This is a genomic window from Pseudomonas sp. CFBP 8770 (genome assembly GCF_014841705.1).
In the GTDB taxonomy this organism is placed as follows: domain Bacteria; phylum Pseudomonadota; class Gammaproteobacteria; order Pseudomonadales; family Pseudomonadaceae; genus Aquipseudomonas.
Map to the genome: position 1 here is coordinate 45894 of NZ_JACYUL010000005.1, position 17375 is coordinate 63268.

A 17375-nucleotide genomic window follows, 5' to 3' on the forward strand; every position below is an offset into this window, starting at 1 on the left:
CGACGCAGGTATCAGCTACTTCAGTGACGCTTCATCCAGCCCCGCATACCACTCTGCATAGTCGGTATTGCGCGCCATGCGTCGGTTGACGTCGGCGCTGCCGTCGTCCCACCAGACTTCCCCGCGTTCGCCCAAAGCCTGCTTGGCGGCATCGACTTGCGCGCGCGCCTGCGTGAGAGCCTCGGGATCTTCCGAGCGCTTGGCGGCCTTGACCGCTCGCCGTGCATCCATGAGTACCTTGACCCAATGCTCGCGCACGGCTTCGGGCAGGGCAGGGTTGCTGCATCGCCAGAGCCGGCCGCGTACGACGAAATAGCGTCCATCGGGTGTGGTGGGATACATCGCGGGATCATCGACAAGGACGGTGTGAGGGGAGGGTGATGCAACCCGGCAAGCGGGCCGTATGTCGCTGCTTGCCGGTGGGTACGGCTTAGCTCAACCAGCTTTCGACAGTGTCGGAACCGTATTCGGCTTTCCATTCCTTCAAGGTCTTGTGGTTGCCGCCTTTGGTTTCGACGACTTCACCCGAGTGGGGGTTCTTGTAGGTTTTCAGCGAGCGCGGCTTGCGCGTGGCTTTTTCAGGCGCTGCGCTGGCCTTGACTGGTTTGCCGCCTTGCTGCGGGTCGAGAATGGAAACGATGTCCCTGAGGCTTTTATTGTATTCGCCCAACAGCGAACGCAACTTGGTCTCGAACTCGATTTCCTGTTCCAGACCCTTGTCGCCTTTCATGGCCTCAAGTGCTGCAAGTTGTTCGGCCAGATGACGTTCGAGTTGACGGTATTCAGCAAGTTTGGACATGAGTATCCCCAGGCATGGATCGTGGATAAAAAAGTAAAGGTATCGAGGCGTGATTCTGGCGCAGTGTGCGCACCGATGCCACAACTAAATAACGTTTATTACAATATGTGGCTACCTTCGTATCCGGTCGAGGACACGGAATGTCGCAGGCTCGATTAAACTTTTCGGCGGCCAGGGGTGTCAGGTCTTAAGTAGGCTGTCGAATCCACGGCAGCAGCCAAGAAATCTGGAGATACGAAATGAGCTTTTTTAGCAGCATCCTCGAGAAACTGGGTATCGGCAAGCACGCTGTTCCGGACGCAGACGCTTCTACACAAACCCCCGTCGCCCCTGCGCCAGGTGCATCGCCCACCACGACCGTCACGAACCAGCCTTCCGCTGCGCCGATCACCCAGGTGGATGTGGCTCAAAAGCTCGAAGCGATGGCAGCCAGCCACGGCGAAACTTTGAACTGGCGTACGTCGATCGTCGACTTGCTCAAATTGCTGGGTCTGGACAGCAGCCTGACCGCGCGCAAGGAACTTGCCGAAGAGTTGCACTACACCGGTTCCACCGATGATTCGGCAGCCATGAACACCTGGTTGCATTCTGCCGTGATGAAGAAGCTCGCTGAAAATGGCGGCACCGTGCCTGCGGAATTGCTGAACTGATATATCGCTCAGCACGCTGCACCGCTTATTAAGAAAGCCCGACCCTGGTCGGGCTTTCTTTCATTTCAAAACCTGGTTTGCTCGCAGCCCAGGCGCCTTTATAGAGCCCATGGGCCAATTCTATAATTTTTGTTAATGAATCGGGCGGAACACCCTCGGCGTGGCGGTACTCAGACCTCTTGAACTTATATTTTCAAAGGAGCACCGAATGTCCACTGCAGCCGATTTCATGGTCAATACCCTCAAGCACGCCGGTGTCAAACGCATCTATGGCGTAGTGGGCGATTCCTTGAATGGTCTGACCGATTCAATGCGTCGGTTGGGCGGGCTGGATTGGATACACATGCGCAACGAAGAAGCCGGGGCTTTTGCCGCTGGCGGCGAGGCGCATCTGACCGGTGAACTGGCTGTCTGTGCAGGCAGTTGCGGACCGGGCAACCTGCATTTGATCAATGGCTTGTTCGACTGTCATCGCAGCGGCGTTCCGGTGCTGGCGATTGCAGCACACATCCCCAGCAGCGAGATCGGCATAGATTACTTTCAGGCGACCCACCCCGAGTCGCTGTTCAAAGACTGCAGCCACTATGTAGAGCTGGTCTCGCGGCCCGAGCAGTTGCCGCAGATTCTGGAGCGGGCCATGCGCGTTGCCATCAGTCGCCGCGGCGTGGCAGTGGTAGTGATTCCAGGCGATGTGGCGCTGAGCCCGCTCGACGCGCCGGTCAGCCAGTGGATTGCACCCCAGGCACCGGTGGTGGTGCCGGCCCCGCTGCAGCTCGATGAGCTCGCCCAGTTTCTCAACGGTGGCAAGCGCGTCACTCTGCTGTGCGGTGCCGGGTGCGCAGGGGCACACAGCGAAGTCGTGGCGCTGGCCAAGCAGCTCAAGGCGCCTATCGTCCACGCCTTGCGCGGCAAGGAGCACCTGGAGTACGACAACCCCTACGACGTGGGCATGACTGGCCTGATCGGTTTTGCTTCCGGCTTCAATGCCATGAAGGAATGCGACACCCTGTTGATGCTCGGCACCAACTTTCCGTACCGGCAGTTCTTTCCGGAGCACTCGCGCATAGCCCAGATCGATTTGCAGCCTGAGGCCCTGGGTAACCGCTGCCCACTGGCTATCGGCCTGATCGGCGACATCAAGCACACCGTGCAGCAGCTGCTGCCACGCCTTGAAGAACGCACCGACACCATGCACCTGAACAAGGCGCTGGCGGACTACGACAGCGCGCGCAAGGGTCTCGACGACCTCGCCGAGAGCGGTCCGAACAGCACGATCATCCACCCGCAATACGTCAGTCGACTGGTCAGTGAGCTGGCCGCCGATGATGCAGTGTTCACCTGTGATGTGGGCACGCCCACGGCCTGGGCCGCGCGCTATCTGAAAATGAACGGCAAGCGGCGGCTGATCGGCTCGTTCAACCATGGCTCGATGGCCAACGCCATGCTGCAGGCCATCGGCGCGCAAGCGGCCTACCCGGACCGCCAGGTCGTGTCGATGTCCGGGGACGGCGGCTTCGCCATGATGATGGGTGACTTCCTGACCCTCAGCCAGGCCAACCTGCCGGTCAAGGTCATCGTCCTCAACAACGGCACCCTGGGTTTCGTCGAAATGGAAATGAAGGCCAGCGGTCTGGTGGATGTGGGCTGCGAGCTGAAGAATCCGAACTTCGCGACGTTCGCACAGGGCATGGGCATCAAGGGCATCCGCGTGGAGAAACCGCAGGATCTGCGTGCCGCCCTGATCGAGGCGTTCGAGCACGATGGGCCGGTGCTGGTGGATGTGGTCAGCGAGCGTCAGGAATTGATCATGCCGCCGGAAATCACCGCCGCCAACGTCAAAGGTTTCGGCTTGTTCATGATGCGCGCAGTACTCGACGGACGGGCCAAGGAGCTGGTCAATCTGGCCAAGAACAACCTGCTGCGTTGAACCCGGACGCTGCAAACCGGTGCGCACCGCACAGCGTCGCACCGGTTTGATGCCCGATCTCGCTGGGAGCGTCTGACCTGCCGGCGTAATCTCTGCCGCTGACGGTTTCTGATCACTTGGACAGCTTTTTGCACGGTCCCGGATCAAACCGATCTCAGTGGAGAAGCCATGGAATCCTTGAATATCGTCATTGCCGGCGCTGGCATGGGTGGCCTCACCGCCGCCGCAGCCCTGCAACAGGCTGGTCACCGGGTTCACGTCTACGAGCGTGCGGCCGAACTGGCGCCGGTCGGCGCAGCCATTTCCATCTGGCCCAACGGTGTGCGGGTGCTGGATGCGCTGGGCCTGGGTGGGTCCATCGAGCACGCGGGCGGCCATATGCAGACCATGAGTTACAGCGACCACCAGGGCCGTCTGCTCACCCGTTTCGATCTGCAACCCTTGTACAGCCATGCTCGGCGGCGGGCGTTTCCGATTGCGCGCGCGCGCCTGCAAAGCATTCTGCTGGAGGCGGTCGGCATGCAGAACGTGACCTTGGGGGTTGCGTGTCTGGACTACGAAGAAAGCCAGACCCATGTGCAGATCATGCTGTCGACGGGTGAAACGGTGACAGCCGACCTGCTGATAGCGGCAAACGGCACCCACTCGGTGCTGCGCGACAAGATTGCCGGCCGACCGATTCCTCGGCGCTATTGCGGCTACGTCAATTGGAATGGTCGGATCCGGTCAGCCGCCGACCTCGCGCCCGCAGACGAATGGGTGCAGTACGTCGGCGAGCACAAGCGGGTGTCACTGATGCCCATGGGTGACGGTGAACTGTATTTCTTTTTCGACGTGCCGCTGCCGGCAGGCACGCCCAACGTTCGTGAAGACTATCGCGCTGAACTCGAGCAGCACTTTGCCGACTGGCCCGAGCCGGTGCAGCGTCTTCTGCAACGGCTGGATCCGGCCAGCGTTGCGCGAGTGGAAATCCATGACACCGAGCGAGTCCCTCGTTTGGTCGGCACGCGGGTTGCGCTGCTTGGCGACGCCGCCCATGCCATGACTCCGAATATAGGACAGGGCGGCTGCCAGGCCATGGAAGATGCGTGGGTGCTGGCCCGCTGCATCGAGCGCGAGCAGACCCCGGCAGCCGCGTTGGCGGCCTATGAGGCTGCACGCGCAGAGCGCGTCGCAGCTCTGGTGGTCAAGGCCCGCGAGAGGGCGGCGATCATCCACGGTGAAGTTCCGGAAGATACCCGCCAATGGTACGCAGCACTGGCGGGCAGCGACGGCAGCGACATTCTGGGTGGCCTGATCAAGACCGACGAGGGCAGCCCGCTGTAGCGCATAGCTGCCCTGTCTGACTAGGGGTGCGGCAAGGTCAGCGTGACCACCGCGCCCTCTGCGTTGCTGCGGTTGAGCACTGCACCGCAGCGCTTGGCCAGCGCGCCGATCAGGCCTTGGCCGCTGAGCTTGGACCCTGATGCACCTGTATTCGACAACTGCGCCGGGGAGAAGCCTGGTCCGCGATCGCTCACCGTCAACTGCAGGTCACCGCTACCCAGACGCTTCAAGGCAAAATGGATGTGGGTGGTGCGCTGGTTGCCGTGATGGATGGCGTTGGCCACCAGCTCGTTGACGATCAAGCCCAGGTCCGAGGCCAGTTTGAATGGGGCGAGGACAGTTTCGGTATCGACAGTCAGGTGAATGCTGTCGTCGCGCTCTGCCTGGATCGATGCCCGCACGAGATGGGGTAGGTAATGCGCCAGATCGACGGTGCCGGACGCGCTGCGATACAGCTCGGCCTGGACCGTGCCCACGCCCTGGATGCGCGCGATGGCGGATTCGAGCAGCTGCCGAGCTTCGTCGCCCTGAGCGCGCAGCTTGGACATCTGCAGGAAAGCGATGATCAGCTGCAGGTTGTTCTTGACCCGATGATTGAGCTCGGAAACCAGAACGTCCTGATGCGCTTCGAGCTCTTTCTGTGCGGTGATATCGGTGCAGCTGCCGAAGTAGCCGGCAAACACTCCCTGCCGATAGAACGGCGCGCCGTGGTCGAGGAACCAACGGTAGCTACCGTCGTGGCGGCGCAGACGATACGGGGTAGTGAAGGACTCGCGGGCGTCGAAGGCCTGTTCGTAATTGCGCGTGCACATCTCCAGGTCATCGGGGTGCACGTCGTCACCCCAGCCATAGCCGCAGAGCTGGTCCTGAGTCTTGCCTGTGAAGTCGAGCCAAGGCTTGTTGAACCAGTCGCACTGTTTGTCGGTACCCGCGCGCCAGATCAATACCGGCGCGTTGTTAGCCAACTCGCGAAACTCGGTTTCACCAAGTCCTGGTCCCATGCCCGGGAGATCTGTGGGTTCACTCATGCTTCTTTCCATATAGGCCGCGCGATTCTGTGAAAAGCTTCAAGGGCACTGGTAGCGGTCGATTCAAGGGTAGTTCACCTTTGACCAGCGAATGCACGATGTGTGCGCTGCGCGACAGGTCATTGGGGCTGTAGGGCTTGGACAGCAAACCCAACGCATAGCCGCTGTTGGCCTTGGCCACGTCGATCTGGCCACTGACGAACAGCGAGTGGATCTTGAATTGCTCGTAGAGCGTCTGCGCCAGGCCTACGCCTTCGTCGTGACCATCCAGATTGATGTCGACGAATGCAACGTCGATGGCATGGTCGTGCGCCAGCGACAGCGCTCCGGCAACGTCATACGCAGGACCGATGATCTCATGGCCATCTTCCTCCAGAGCTATCTCGGCCAGTAGCGCCAGGATTGGATCGTCTTCTATCAGCAGGATACGCATTGAGTTAACTCATTCTCTTCAAGGGCGCTTGCGCTCTTCTTGCAAAGCTTGTTTTAAGAGCGTCAATAAACCAGTGCGTTCAATCTCGCGTCGCCGGCTTCTAACCACATCTTGATTCCACGCTGAAAAATATCCTGAACTGTTCGGCTGCGCGCGCTTCTATCAGTAGACCGTTTTGGTCGTCTACCTCAGAGCTCAGGCTCAACCTATTTCCGGAGTGTTTGATCATGTCTGATCAATCAATGAATGACAGTGCGTCAAGCCAGGAACGTCCCGCCAGCCGTGTCAGCGAGGGCTTGCCGTACCCATTGGGCGCGACCTGGGATGGGTCGGGCGTCAATTTTGCAATCTTTTCCGCCAACGCCACCAAGGTTGAGTTGTGCCTGTTCGACGCCGACGGCGTCGAAGAGATCGAACGCATCGCGCTGCCTGAATTCACCAACGAGATCTGGCACGGTTACCTGCCCGATGCGCGCCCGGGCACATTGTACGGTTACCGCGTGCACGGTCCATATGATCCTGCCAACGGCCACCGTTTCAACGCCAACAAACTGTTGATCGACCCCTACGCCAAGCAGATCTCGGGCGAATTGAAGTGGGACGACGCGCTGTTCGGCTACACCGTGGGCCATGAAGACGGCGACCTGTCGTTCGACGAGCGTGATAGTGCACCGTTCATGCCACGCTGCCGCGTGATCGACCCGGCCTTCACCTGGGGCAACACAGCCAAGCCGAACGTGCCGTGGGAAAAGACCATTTTCTACGAGACCCACGTGCGCGGCTTCACCATGCGCCACCCTTCGGTACGTGAGTCGGAGCGCGGTACCTTTGCGGCCTTCCACGAGAATGACGTGGTCGAATACATCCGTTCCCTGGGTGTCACGTCGGTCGAGCTGATGCCGGTTCACTATTTCCTCGATGACAACCATCTGCTGGAAAAGGGCCTGCACAATTTCTGGGGCTACAACACCCTAGGCTTCTTCGCGCCGCACGCCCGCTTCATGGCCGGCTCGTCGATCGCCGAGTTCAAGGTCATGGTCTCGCGCTTCCACAAGGCCGGACTGGAAGTGATTCTCGACGTGGTCTACAACCACACTGCCGAAGGCAACGAGATGGGCCCGACCCTGTCGCTCAAGGGTATCGACAACGCCAACTACTACCGCTTGATGCCAGACGATGCGCGTTATTACATCAATGACACCGGCACCGGCAACACCCTGAATATGAGCCACCCCTGCGTATTGCAGATGGTCACCGACTCCCTGCGCTACTGGAGTTCGGAAATGGGCGTGGACGGCTTCCGCTTCGACCTCGCGACCATTCTGGGTCGTGAAGCCCATGGCTTCAGCGAAGGCGGCGGTTTCCTCGATGCCTGCCGCCAGGATCCGGTCCTGGCCAAGGTCAAGCTGGTTGCCGAGCCCTGGGATTGCGGCCCGGGCGGCTATCAGGTGGGCAACTTCCCGCCGGGCTGGATGGAATGGAACGACAAGTTCCGCGACATCTCCCGTGCGTTCTGGAAGGGCGACGACGAGATGCTTGGCGATTTCGCGAAAATCTTCCTTGGCTCTGGCGATCAGTTCAACCGTCGTGGTCGCAAGCCGGCGTCTTCGGTCAACTTCATCACCGCGCACGATGGCTTCACCTTGAACGACCTGGTGTCGTACAACGAGAAGCACAACGAAGCCAACGGTGAAGACAACCGCGACGGCCACTCCGACAACCGCTCGTGGAACTGCGGCGTCGAAGGTCCGACCGACGATCCGGAAATCGTCGCGCTGCGCTATCGGCAGATGCGCAACCTGCTAGCGACGCTGTTTCTTGCCCAGGGCACGCCGATGCTGCTGGCTGGCGATGAGTTCGCCCGTACCCAGGGTGGCAGCAACAATGCGTATTGCCAGGACAGCGAAATTGGTTGGGTTGACTGGAACATCAGCGAGCAGAGCAGCGAGCTGCAGGATTTCGTCAAGTACCTGATCGAGTTGCGCAATCGCTACCCGCTGCTGCGCCGCAATCGCTTCTTCACCGGTGCCTATGACGAAAGCCTGGGCATCAAGGATGTCAGCTGGATCCAGCCCAACGGCAGCGAGATGGGCGTCGAGCAGTGGCAGGACGGCAGCAACCGCTGCATGGGCATCCTGCTCGATGGCCGTACCCAGTCCAGCGGTATCCGTCGCGCCGGGGTCGACCATTCGTTGTTGATCGTGGTCAACGCGCACCATGACGTGGTCGGCTTCACCTTGCCGGAAGTGCCGGAAGGCAAGCGTTGGATCCTGCAACTGGACACCAACCAGACCGACTTCGAAGCCGGTGAGTCGTTCGACTTCGGCACCGAGTACGCCGTCACCGGACGTTCGGTACTGATGTTCGAACTGGCCAAGCCAGTGAGCAAGAAGCGTCGCTGATACCGCTGCAATCCGATGCCCCACGTTGGCCAGTCCTGGCCAACGTGGGGCATCTGTCCTTCCATGATGGCGACGAGACGCTGTAGACGCTGAGATGGCAATTTGCTAGCTTGCTCTGCAGGCGCCGGTCAAACCTCCGATTGGCGACCCTGCGTACCGTCGACATCATCCTTTGCTGCCCTTGCGCAGCCACCCATGACGCCCTTCGACGACCCTGAAACTTACTGCCCGTGCATGCTCGTGCGTTGGATATTGCCACGATGTTGATCAGACGCCGCCCATCGCTCGCAGGTTTTATCGGCCTGGCGCTCGGCTTGATCGTGTTTTCGGCGTTCTCGCTGTTGCGGTCCGAAATCCAGCGGCAGGAAACCCGCTTCTCCGAGTATGTGCAGAGCATCGCCGGCACCGTACGCAATCAGCTCGACACCAATGATGCAGTACTGGCGGGTTTTGCGGCTTTCCTGCAGGCGGTCAAACAGAGCGATACCGATGCGGCAGCCCGGTACGGCGCGGCCGTGCTGGCGGCGTACCCGCACATCTACATGCTGGAAGTGGCGCGCAGCGTACCGGTGAACGAGCAATTCGATTTCGCTGCATTGCTGCGGCGCACCTGGCTGCCCGATTTCGAATTGAAGAATTTCGATGCACAGGGCGTCCAGGTGAAGGGGCTCGCGCCAGCGGTCGGCGATTCGCGAACCGCAGCGGAGGCGACCTGGCCCATTCTGTTCATGTCGCCCCAGCTGCCGCAGGCCAGCGTCATTTATGGCGTGCGCCTGGAAACAGTGCCATACCTGGCCAACGCGCTGGCGCGCATTCGTCAGGGCCCGATGCCGGTGGTGTCGCCGGTGTTCGCCCTGCATGAAGGCGGCGACGCCTACATTCTAATGAAGTCGGTGTCGCGCCCCGATGAGGACACCCAGCACGCCTTGCCGAATTTCTTTGGCAGCACCATGGTAGCCATGCTGCTGATCAAGACCGATGCACTGCTGGGCGCCATCGTGCGCCACAACAGTGACTCGCGTGTGGCAGTGAGTGCTCAGCTGCACAGCGATGACAACCCCAGTCAGGTGGTTGCCATGGAGCCGGTGGCCGGGCGTTGGTGGGACGAACTCGCCTTGCCGCGGCTGACCGACAGTGTGTACGTGGACAGCCCTACGCAACCGGTCTCACTCAGCTTTCAGCGACAACTGCGCCTGATGGATGTGCTGGGTCCGGGAAACCTGTTGATTCTGGCCATTCTGATGGCCAGTCTGGTGGTGGTGCCGCTGGTTCTGGTCAGGCATTTCTCGGCCATAGAGGCCGCTGAACTGGAGCATGAACGCTCAGCGTTTCTGGCCACTCACGACGTGCTCACCCAGTTGCCCAACCGCTACCTGCTGGCAGATCGCTTCGCCCAGGCGCTGCAACAATGGACCGAGCAAGGGGTGCCGTTCGCGGTCATGCTGATCGACCTCGATCATTTCAAGCAGATCAATGACGAACACGGCCATGCGGTCGGTGATCAGGTTTTGCAGACCTTGGCCAGACGCATGCGCGAGACGGTGCGCCATTACGACACGGTCGCCCGTTACGGGGGCGATGAGTTCGTGGCGCTGGTGTCCGATCTGGCCAATCCGGACAGCGTGATCCTCAAGGCGCAGCAGCTGCTGGATGCTATCGAGCTGCCAATCACCACCAGCGTCGGCGCGCTTTCACTGTCCGGTAGCGTCGGGATCTCGCTGTGCCCCGTGCACGGTGAAGACCTGGACACGTTGCTCAAGGCGGCTGATCAGGCGATGTATCAGGTCAAGCTGGAAGGTCGGCAGGGCGTGGCAATGGCAGGCGCCGTTTGACAGGCAGTGACTGGGGCTTACGGAGGAAGTGCGGGAAATAGCGTGGAGTTCACAGCGGCCCAGGCAGGGCAGGGGCGCTCGATGAGCGCCCCGACGGGGTTCAGAAGACCAGCTTGAACAGGCCGATGACCACGACCAGGCCGATCAGGAAGATGATACCGACGGTGCTGCCAAGAAACTTCAACATGGGGACGACTCACATCAATGGGTGTTACTGCTCTAGACAGCGGCCCGCAGCGCTCGTTTCATCCAATGTCGATCGGTGATCGTGGCCCGTTACCTTGCAGCAACCAAGGCCGGGCACTGCCCAGCCTTGTTGTGCGGTACCTCAAAGCGCCGGAATGACGCCTGCGGTGGGCTCGACAACCGGCGCTTCGATGGTCGGCTCGCCCGGCGTGAGAATGACCTTGCGGCAGTCTTCCTGCTTTTTGTCGAAGATCTTGTAGCCTTCGGCAGCCTGTTCCAGCGACATGCGGTGGGTGATGATGGTTTCAGGCGTCAGGCGGCCCGCTTCGATGTGCTCGAGCAGCTCCGGTAGATAGCGCTGCACGTGGGTCTGGCCCATGCGGAAGGTCAGGCCCTTGTCGAACGCGTCGCCGAACAGGAAGCCGTGGATGAACCCGGCGTATACGCCCGGCACGCTGACCACGCCGCCGCGACGCACGGCTGCGATGCACTGACGCAGCGCTTTGCCGCTGCTGCCTTCCAGTTTCAGTGCCGCCAACACGGTTTCGGTGGTGCTGCCCTTGGCTTCGAAGCCCACCGCATCCACCACGCCGTCGACACCGCGCGAGCCCGGAGTCTGGCGGATGATGGTATCGGCAGGGTCATCGTCTTCATCGAAATTGATCGGAATCACGCCGTAGGCCTGTTGCGCATACGCCAGGCGGTAGGGGTGGTGATCGACCATGAAGATACGCTCGGCGCCAAGCATCCGCGCCACGGCAGCGCACAGCAGCCCGACGGGACCGGCGCCGTAGATGGCAATGCTTGAGCCCTGGCCGATCTCGGTGTTCTTCACCGCCTGGAAAGCGGTTGGCAGAATGTCGGAAAGAAACAGCACCTTCTCGTCGGCAAGCGTGCCTGGCACCTTGAACGGACCGGTGTTGGCTTTCGGCACGCGCACGTATTCGGCTTGCCCCCCGGGCACGCCGCCGTAGAGGTGGCTGAAACCGAACAATGCCGCCCCTGGTGGAATCGACTTCTTGTTCAGAATCGCCCCTCGGCCGGTATTGGTCGTCTCGCAGGCTGCGAACTGGTCGAGATTGCAGAAGAAACAGCTGCCACAGGCAATCACGAAGGGGATGACGACGCGGTCGCCGGGGCTGACGGCGGTGACGCCGGTACCGACTTCCTCGACCACACCCATGAACTCGTGGCCGAAGATGTCGCCGTGTTCCACCGTGGGTATCTTGCCGCGGTACAGGTGCAGGTCGGAGCCGCAGATGGCGGTGGCCGTGACGCGCAGAATGATGTCGTCGGCATCCTGCAGCTGGGGGTCGGGAACGGTGTCGACCTTGACGTCGTGAGCGCCGTGATAGGTAAGTGCTCTCATGTTCTTCGCAGCCTCTTGATCAGGAGTGGTTATCAGCAGAGGGATACGAAAACCGGGAAGTTCAAGCGGATGTGCTCAGCGGAATCGCGAATCATTGCGAACTGGCCGTTGGATCGCGCTCGCCCTATGCAGCACAGGCATGCCACCGATCACGGCCATCATGCTTGGCGGTATACAGGCAGGCATCGGCCGTGGTGAGCATCTGTGCAGCCGTGACCCAGTGCACGGCCGGTTGCGCAGCGGTGATGCCGGCGCTGACGGTGACGTGTCCCGAAGGGTGGTCCAGGTGCTCGACGGCAAGGTCGCGAATCGCTTGCAGGATGGCCTCGGCGACCACGCCAGCGCCTTCCAGGTCGGTGCCTGGCAGCAACACGGTGAACTCTTCGCCGCCATAGCGCACGGCCAGATCGGTGGGGCGCTTGAGCACCTGCACGATGGCGTCGGCCACCTGCCGCAGACACCGATCCCCGGCGGCATGGCCGTAGCGGTCGTTGTAGCGCTTGAAGTAGTCGACGTCGAGCATGATCAGCGCCAGCCAGCCCCGCTGCCGCCGAGCGCGGCCGATTTCGTCCCCCAGGGTCATGTCCAGTCGACGCCGATTGCCCAGCCCGCTGAGGCTGTCGGTCAGTGCCATGTCGCGCATGGCCTGGTGGGCCTGACGAAGTTCTTCCTCGATGGCGATGCGTTCACGCAATTGTCGGAGAACGATGATGCCGAAGCCGGTCAGCCCGGCAATCAGTACCAGCAGTACCAGGCCGGTCTTGAACAGATCACGACGCCAGGGCCCGATGAAGGATTCGCGGGACAGCCCGGCTTCCACCACCAGCGGGTAGCTGCTCAGGGCCCGGTAGGCATACAGACGGTAGGTATCGTCGACCACGGCTTTGACTTCGGCCACGCCTTCGTCGGCCACCGGCAGGTAGCGTTTGAAGATCTCGCTGTCTTCCAGCGTCTTGCCCAGGGCCGGTGCGAGAAACGGCCGGCGCACCAGGATGCGGCCGTTGCGCAGGGCCAGGACCAGCGCACCGCGGTCGTCGATCTTGAAGTCGCCGTAATAATCGACGAAGTAACTCACCCTGATCGTCCCCAGCAAAACACCGGCAAAGCTGCCATCGGGATTGTTCAGGCGGCGCGAGATCGGCAGGATGTATTCGTCCGTGGAACGGCTGCGCACTACATCGCTGATGCGTACGCTGGGGTCGGTATGGGTGCGGTGGTAGTTGAAGTAGTCGCGGTCGGCGTTGCTGGCGGCTTCCGGGGTACCGGTCTTGTCGGTCACCACCCATTGCCCGCTGGCGTTGTAGATGAACAGGCCGTGCAGCTGCGGCATGATGCGCGCCTGTTGCTGCATCAGGGCGTGAATGCGTGGCACGTTCATGTTATCCAGGCCGTCGCCCTGTACCCGCTCGGCCAGCGCATCGGTCAGCACATCGACCTGGCGGATGGCGTCTTCGGCATGCTGGGCAGTGGCGCGCGCCAGGTTGGTGGCCGAGTCGCGGGCGCTGGCGAAAGCTTGTCGGTAATCACGCCATGCACGCCAACCCTCGACGCTGGTGAACGTGAAGACGACCAGGACGATGAACGTGACGGTGAGACGAAAGAGCGCAGTGTTGCGCCCTGAACGGGGGGAAAGCGGCTCGCCGGTCTTGTCGCGGTCGGCGTGGGTGGGGTCGCGTCCTGGCATTGAAGGCCTCATGGCTGCGCCGTGCTGCGACGCGAGGTGTCCGTGCGCAACATTGTCGACGATGCGGCGCTCGAGCGTGTCAGTGCCAGACTAGCTCAGCCGTATGGAGGACGGAAGAGATGGGGCAGTTCAATGTTCGATGAATGAGCGAGGGCAGGGCGAGGGGGACTGCGGATTGACTGCGGGGGTTGCGTGGGCGACCCCCGGCATGGTCCTGCAACAACGGATGAAACGAAGGCGGCGCAGCGAAGCGGAGATCAGACGGCTCAATGAGCCGTTTCGATTCCCAGTTCTTCACGTGCCTGCTGACCGGACGGTCTCCAGCGCACATCGGTAATACCATACTGCTCGGCCTTGGGCTTGCTGACTTTCTGCACCCGTTCGCGGCCGAACTTGGGGATGACACCGACCCCTGCATCGCAACTCGCCCAATGCCAGGCATCGGCATTGTTCAGGGTCGGTAGACGGATGATGAACGACTTTTCCGCTCCATGGAGCCGGTAGTCAATGATGAACAGTGTTGGGTTCGGCATGGTGATCTCCTGCGTTGACTCATCATTGAGTTGTGATACGCAGGAAAAATTCAGAAAATGTGCAGGACAGCGACGAGTTGTCGCTTGCCTGGCAAGCCCTCTGCAATCAGGTGTGCGAGTCCCATTCCACGGCGGGCATCACTTCCAGTGGAGCATGGGAGCCCTTGCCACGGATTTCGTTGACCGCATACAACACCAGCAGGCGAAACGTGGTGCTGTCCTTGTATTCATGAGGCGCCAGGCTGCGCATCACTTGCGCGGGCACATTGGGGTCGATCAGGGTCAGGTTGAGCAGCCCTTCTTCCATGTGGGTTTCATGTTTCAGGGGCGGGTCGAGCCCTGCAAGTACCGCTTCGATGGAAGCCATGGAGTCACCCTTGACGGTCGATGTCGAGAAGGCGGGGAAACAAACCGGCAGAAATCGCCCGGGGCTGTACAAGCTATAGCCGATGTTGGCCGAAACCGCCTCCCTGCTGCCATTAGTTTTTCACCGCCCGGGCGCAGCCGCCACTTCCATGCTCGAAGACGCCCGGCATGCTTTTTCCTGTGCCCTGGTCGATGCTTTTGAGTAAGCTGGCCGCACGTGCAATGGATGCGACGGAGGCTGGGTACTGATGACGGAAGACCAGGCTAACTACAAGCGGTTGCTGACGCTGATAGAGAGCGCCCAATGGCAGGCATTCGGCAGCGAGGACGGTTTCGCCCTGCGCGCCTTGCTGCTGGTCGGTTACGTGGTGACCACGGTCACCCCAGATAGCCGGACGCGGCTGGCCCTCACGGTGCGCGGCACCCGCTATCTCGAGGAGCTGCGCAGCGAAGTGTGACCGCTGCGAGCCATTTCACCCGCCAATGTGCTCATTGGGCCATCACGAGCGTCAATCCTCCCCGATGGGCCCGAGGCTGGGGCCGCGCTGTTTGCCAGACCCGGAGTGTCACTCGGGTATACCGCTCTTCAAGGATCTGCTCCATGCCGCAACCCTCTGCGCCCCTTCTTCACGTCCGGGGCCGTTTCCACTGGCTGTCTTCAATTGCCATGCCTCGCGCGCCCCGATGGCCCGCCTTGAGTCTGGCAGCCGTATTCGGCGTACCTTCGTGCGCCCTCGCGGCCCAGGTCATGGAGTTGCCGGCTTTCGAGGTCAGCGAGGCCCGCTTGAGCGAGCTGGACGAGGCAGGGCTGGCATTGCGCTCGGTACCGGGCGGTACCAACATCATCGACACCACCACAATCGGACGCGGCCGGCTGGCGGGCAACGAAGACCTGTTCAGGAATCAGGCAGGCATCTATGCCCGATCTGCCAACAACGAAGGTGCGAAAATCTCCATCCGCGGTTCGGGCATCAACCGTGGTCCCGGCGCGCATTCTTCGGGGCTGTACCAGATGTTCGACGGCTTGCCGTTGACTGGCCCCGGCGGCACGCCCTATGAGTTGCTCGAACCGCTGTGGCTGAGTCGTGTCGAGGTGCTGCGCGGTGCCAACGGTTTCGACCGCGGCGCGCTGGCCCTGGGCGGCGCCATCAACTATGTCACGCACACTGGCTACGACGCCGCCAGATTGCAGCTGCGCTACGAAGTGGGCAGCCATGGCTACAGCAAGCGCCAGGTCAGTTCCGGCCAGGTGCTGGGGGATGCCGACTATTATTTCAGCGTGACCGATTCCAGCTACGACGGCTTCCAGGACCAGAGCGCCGGCGGCAGCCGTGGCGCCGCAGGCAACTTCGGCTATCGCTTCAGCCCGCAGTTGGAGACCCGGTTTTTCTTCCGCTATCGCGAGACCGACAACGACACGCCCGGCAGACTGACCCGTGCGCAGATCGCCCACGATCCCCGCGCGGCCAATGGCCTGAACCTGGCGCGTGACTCCAAGCGCATCCAGCCGGGCAGTACCTGGCTGGCCAACAAGACCACCTGGCACCTGGACGACGATGCCCGGCTGGAAGCCGGGCTGGTCTATCACGACTACCCGATGGACCTGCGCGAAGGCACCAATCGCATGAAGGTGGCCTACACCGATGTCAGCGGCACGTTGAACTATGTGCGCCAGGACGTCCTGCTCGGGCATGCCAGCAAGACCACAGTGGGGTGGCGCAGCACCAAGGCGCTGCCCAATTCCGGCGTATCGGAATTCGTCCGCGTGCCGGTCGGCAACACGGCCGGGTACGCACCTGGCACGCGCACCCGCGATTACAGCTACCAGGGTTCCGACCATACGCTGTACTTCAGCAACGAACTGGAGCTGCTGCCGGACCTCTGGCTGACCAGTGGATTGGCCGCCCTGTACACGCGCCGCGAGACGGAAGTCAGCTACCCGGTGACCAATGACCGCGTCAGCCTGCACGCCTGGGACTACGCGCCGCGGCTGGGCCTGCGCTACGACTACAGCCCGCAGTTGCAGGTATTCGGCAACCTCAGCCGTTCGGTGGAACCGCCGCACCCGTGGTCGATGATCTGGGGTTCCAACCGCTACTTCGCGCCGGGCAGCGGTGCCGCCACGGGTTTGCAGAGCAACGGCGTCGAACTCGACAACCAGAGTGCGACCACCCTGGAACTGGGCGGACGAGGGGAGGCCTGGTTCGGTCAATGGGACCTGGCCTGGTATTACTCGCAGGTGCGCCACGAACTGCTCAGCGTCGAGACCCAGGCCGCCACGGCCACGCGCTCGCAGGTGATTGGCGAGGCCAATGCCAGCCCCACGGTGCATCAAGGTGTCGAGCTGGCGTTGGACAGCCTCTTGTGGGACGGCCGCCAGGCCGGTCGCCTGGCACTGCGACAAACCTATACCTACAGCGACTTCCACTACCGGGACGATGCGCGTTTCGGCGACAACCGCCTGCCGGGTTTGCCCGAACATTACTACCAGGCCGAACTGCGCTATGACCACCCCAGCGGCGTATATACCGGTCTCAACGTGCAGCACGCATCGCGCATTGCCGTGGACTACGCCAATTCCTATTACGCGGCGCCGTATACCCTGTTCGGTGCCAGCCTGGGCTATGCCGCGCCGGACGACACCTGGCAGACCTGGCTGGACGTTCGTAACCTGACCAACAAACGCTATGCCAGCACCGTCACTCCGGGCTACGACGATCAGGGCCGTGACGTGGCGCGCTCGACCCCCGGCGACGGCCTGGGTGTCTACGCCGGCATTTCCTGGAGCTTGCGCTAGCCAGGCGATGAGCAGCCGGCCAGGGTCGCGCCGGTTGCGTTAA

General features: G+C 61.6%; 16 protein-coding genes. 7 read left to right on the forward strand and 9 right to left on the reverse strand.

The features are described 5' to 3' along the window. Positions 1 to 15: 15 nt before the first annotated feature. Positions 16 to 342, reverse strand: a complete 327-nt coding sequence (locus tag IFT98_RS12360; RefSeq protein ID WP_192048937.1) for a hypothetical protein — start codon at positions 340 to 342, stop codon at positions 16 to 18. An 88-nt stretch (positions 343 to 430) separates the two neighbouring features. Further along, positions 431 to 799, reverse strand: coding sequence for a histone-like nucleoid-structuring protein, MvaT/MvaU family (locus IFT98_RS12365; protein WP_122477336.1), 369 nt, complete (start codon positions 797 to 799; stop codon positions 431 to 433). Positions 800 to 1038: 239 nt separating this feature from the next. On the opposite strand from IFT98_RS12365, the gene IFT98_RS12370 reads away from it, so the two are divergent. From IFT98_RS12370 to hpxO, 3 genes are all read left to right on the forward strand, one after another. After that, the gene (locus IFT98_RS12370; RefSeq protein ID WP_122477338.1) at positions 1039 to 1449 is read left to right on the forward strand and encodes a DUF3597 domain-containing protein; all 411 of its coding nucleotides are present in this window, start codon (positions 1039 to 1041) and stop codon (positions 1447 to 1449) included. Positions 1450 to 1657: 208 nt separating this feature from the next. Next, the gene (gene poxB / locus IFT98_RS12375; RefSeq protein WP_192048938.1) at positions 1658 to 3376 is read left to right on the forward strand and encodes a ubiquinone-dependent pyruvate dehydrogenase; all 1719 of its coding nucleotides are present in this window, start codon (positions 1658 to 1660) and stop codon (positions 3374 to 3376) included. A 168-nt stretch (positions 3377 to 3544) separates the two neighbouring features. Next, complete coding sequence (hpxO, locus tag IFT98_RS12380) at positions 3545 to 4702, forward strand: FAD-dependent urate hydroxylase HpxO (protein ID WP_192048940.1); 1158 nt, start codon at positions 3545 to 3547, stop codon at positions 4700 to 4702. 20 nt (positions 4703 to 4722) lie between these two features. On the opposite strand, the gene IFT98_RS12385 is transcribed toward hpxO, so the two are convergent. Both IFT98_RS12385 and IFT98_RS12390 read right to left on the reverse strand, forming a co-directional pair. Then, on the reverse strand, positions 4723 to 5730 hold the full coding sequence (locus IFT98_RS12385) for a sensor histidine kinase (protein ID WP_192048942.1): 1008 nt from the start codon (positions 5728 to 5730) through the stop codon (positions 4723 to 4725). Then, positions 5723 to 6163, reverse strand: a complete 441-nt coding sequence (locus IFT98_RS12390; protein WP_122796387.1) for a response regulator — start codon at positions 6161 to 6163, stop codon at positions 5723 to 5725. The genes IFT98_RS12385 and IFT98_RS12390 overlap by 8 nt, the downstream gene beginning before the upstream one ends. A 227-nt stretch (positions 6164 to 6390) precedes the next feature. Between IFT98_RS12390 and glgX the strand changes: the two genes are divergently transcribed. Together glgX and IFT98_RS12400 are read left to right on the forward strand one after the other, a co-directional pair. Then, positions 6391 to 8565, forward strand: coding sequence for a glycogen debranching protein GlgX (gene glgX, locus IFT98_RS12395; RefSeq protein ID WP_240998755.1), 2175 nt, complete (start codon positions 6391 to 6393; stop codon positions 8563 to 8565). A 260-nt stretch (positions 8566 to 8825) separates the two neighbouring features. Then, positions 8826 to 10397, forward strand: coding sequence for a GGDEF domain-containing protein (locus IFT98_RS12400; protein ID WP_192048943.1), 1572 nt, complete (start codon positions 8826 to 8828; stop codon positions 10395 to 10397). A gap of 100 nt (positions 10398 to 10497) precedes the next feature. Here the strand turns inward: IFT98_RS12400 and IFT98_RS21250 are convergent, their stop codons facing one another. The 5 genes from IFT98_RS21250 to IFT98_RS12420 form a co-directional block, all read right to left on the reverse strand. Then, positions 10498 to 10584, reverse strand: coding sequence for a hypothetical protein (locus tag IFT98_RS21250; RefSeq protein WP_442962755.1), 87 nt, complete (start codon positions 10582 to 10584; stop codon positions 10498 to 10500). A gap of 141 nt (positions 10585 to 10725) precedes the next feature. Next, positions 10726 to 11952, reverse strand: a complete 1227-nt coding sequence (locus IFT98_RS12405) for a zinc-dependent alcohol dehydrogenase (protein ID WP_122477348.1) — start codon at positions 11950 to 11952, stop codon at positions 10726 to 10728. A 124-nt stretch (positions 11953 to 12076) separates the two neighbouring features. Continuing rightward, positions 12077 to 13636, reverse strand: coding sequence for a sensor domain-containing diguanylate cyclase (locus IFT98_RS12410; protein ID WP_192048945.1), 1560 nt, complete (start codon positions 13634 to 13636; stop codon positions 12077 to 12079). A 266-nt stretch (positions 13637 to 13902) separates the two neighbouring features. Further along, positions 13903 to 14169 carry a DUF6555 family protein gene (locus tag IFT98_RS12415; RefSeq protein WP_122477350.1) on the reverse strand — a complete coding sequence of 89 codons (267 nt, stop codon included), beginning with the start codon at positions 14167 to 14169 and terminating at the stop codon, positions 13903 to 13905. A 106-nt stretch (positions 14170 to 14275) separates the two neighbouring features. Next, positions 14276 to 14536: a hypothetical protein gene (locus IFT98_RS12420; RefSeq protein ID WP_192048947.1), complete on the reverse strand. Its 261-nt coding sequence runs from the start codon at positions 14534 to 14536 to the stop codon at positions 14276 to 14278. A gap of 247 nt (positions 14537 to 14783) precedes the next feature. Between IFT98_RS12420 and IFT98_RS12425 the strand changes: the two genes are divergently transcribed. Both IFT98_RS12425 and IFT98_RS12430 read left to right on the forward strand, forming a co-directional pair. Then, complete coding sequence (locus IFT98_RS12425; RefSeq protein ID WP_122477353.1) at positions 14784 to 14993, forward strand: hypothetical protein; 210 nt, start codon at positions 14784 to 14786, stop codon at positions 14991 to 14993. Positions 14994 to 15202: 209 nt separating this feature from the next. Further along, positions 15203 to 17332 carry a TonB-dependent receptor domain-containing protein gene (locus IFT98_RS12430; RefSeq protein ID WP_192049433.1) on the forward strand — a complete coding sequence of 710 codons (2130 nt, stop codon included), beginning with the start codon at positions 15203 to 15205 and terminating at the stop codon, positions 17330 to 17332. Positions 17333 to 17375 lie beyond the last annotated feature (43 nt).

Bases quoted from the DNA above. Each gene is read 5' to 3' on its own strand.
- IFT98_RS12360 (WP_192048937.1), bottom strand. From the start codon at position 342: ATGTATCCCACCACACCCGATGGACGCTATTTCGTCGTACGCGGCCGG.
- IFT98_RS12365 (WP_122477336.1), bottom strand. From the start codon at position 799: ATGTCCAAACTTGCTGAATACCGTCAACTCGAACGTCATCTGGCCGAA.
- IFT98_RS12370 (WP_122477338.1), top strand. From the start codon at position 1,039: ATGAGCTTTTTTAGCAGCATCCTCGAGAAACTGGGTATCGGCAAGCAC.
- poxB (WP_192048938.1), top strand. From the start codon at position 1,658: ATGTCCACTGCAGCCGATTTCATGGTCAATACCCTCAAGCACGCCGGT.
- hpxO (WP_192048940.1), top strand. From the start codon at position 3,545: ATGGAATCCTTGAATATCGTCATTGCCGGCGCTGGCATGGGTGGCCTC.
- IFT98_RS12385 (WP_192048942.1), bottom strand. From the start codon at position 5,730: ATGAGTGAACCCACAGATCTCCCGGGCATGGGACCAGGACTTGGTGAA.
- IFT98_RS12390 (WP_122796387.1), bottom strand. From the start codon at position 6,163: ATGCGTATCCTGCTGATAGAAGACGATCCAATCCTGGCGCTACTGGCC.
- glgX (WP_240998755.1), top strand. From the start codon at position 6,391: ATGTCTGATCAATCAATGAATGACAGTGCGTCAAGCCAGGAACGTCCC.
- IFT98_RS12400 (WP_192048943.1), top strand. From the start codon at position 8,826: ATGTTGATCAGACGCCGCCCATCGCTCGCAGGTTTTATCGGCCTGGCG.
- IFT98_RS21250 (WP_442962755.1), bottom strand. From the start codon at position 10,584: ATGTTGAAGTTTCTTGGCAGCACCGTCGGTATCATCTTCCTGATCGGC.
- IFT98_RS12405 (WP_122477348.1), bottom strand. From the start codon at position 11,952: ATGAGAGCACTTACCTATCACGGCGCTCACGACGTCAAGGTCGACACC.
- IFT98_RS12410 (WP_192048945.1), bottom strand. From the start codon at position 13,636: ATGCCAGGACGCGACCCCACCCACGCCGACCGCGACAAGACCGGCGAG.
- IFT98_RS12415 (WP_122477350.1), bottom strand. From the start codon at position 14,169: ATGCCGAACCCAACACTGTTCATCATTGACTACCGGCTCCATGGAGCG.
- IFT98_RS12420 (WP_192048947.1), bottom strand. From the start codon at position 14,536: ATGGCTTCCATCGAAGCGGTACTTGCAGGGCTCGACCCGCCCCTGAAA.
- IFT98_RS12425 (WP_122477353.1), top strand. From the start codon at position 14,784: ATGACGGAAGACCAGGCTAACTACAAGCGGTTGCTGACGCTGATAGAG.
- IFT98_RS12430 (WP_192049433.1), top strand. From the start codon at position 15,203: ATGCCTCGCGCGCCCCGATGGCCCGCCTTGAGTCTGGCAGCCGTATTC.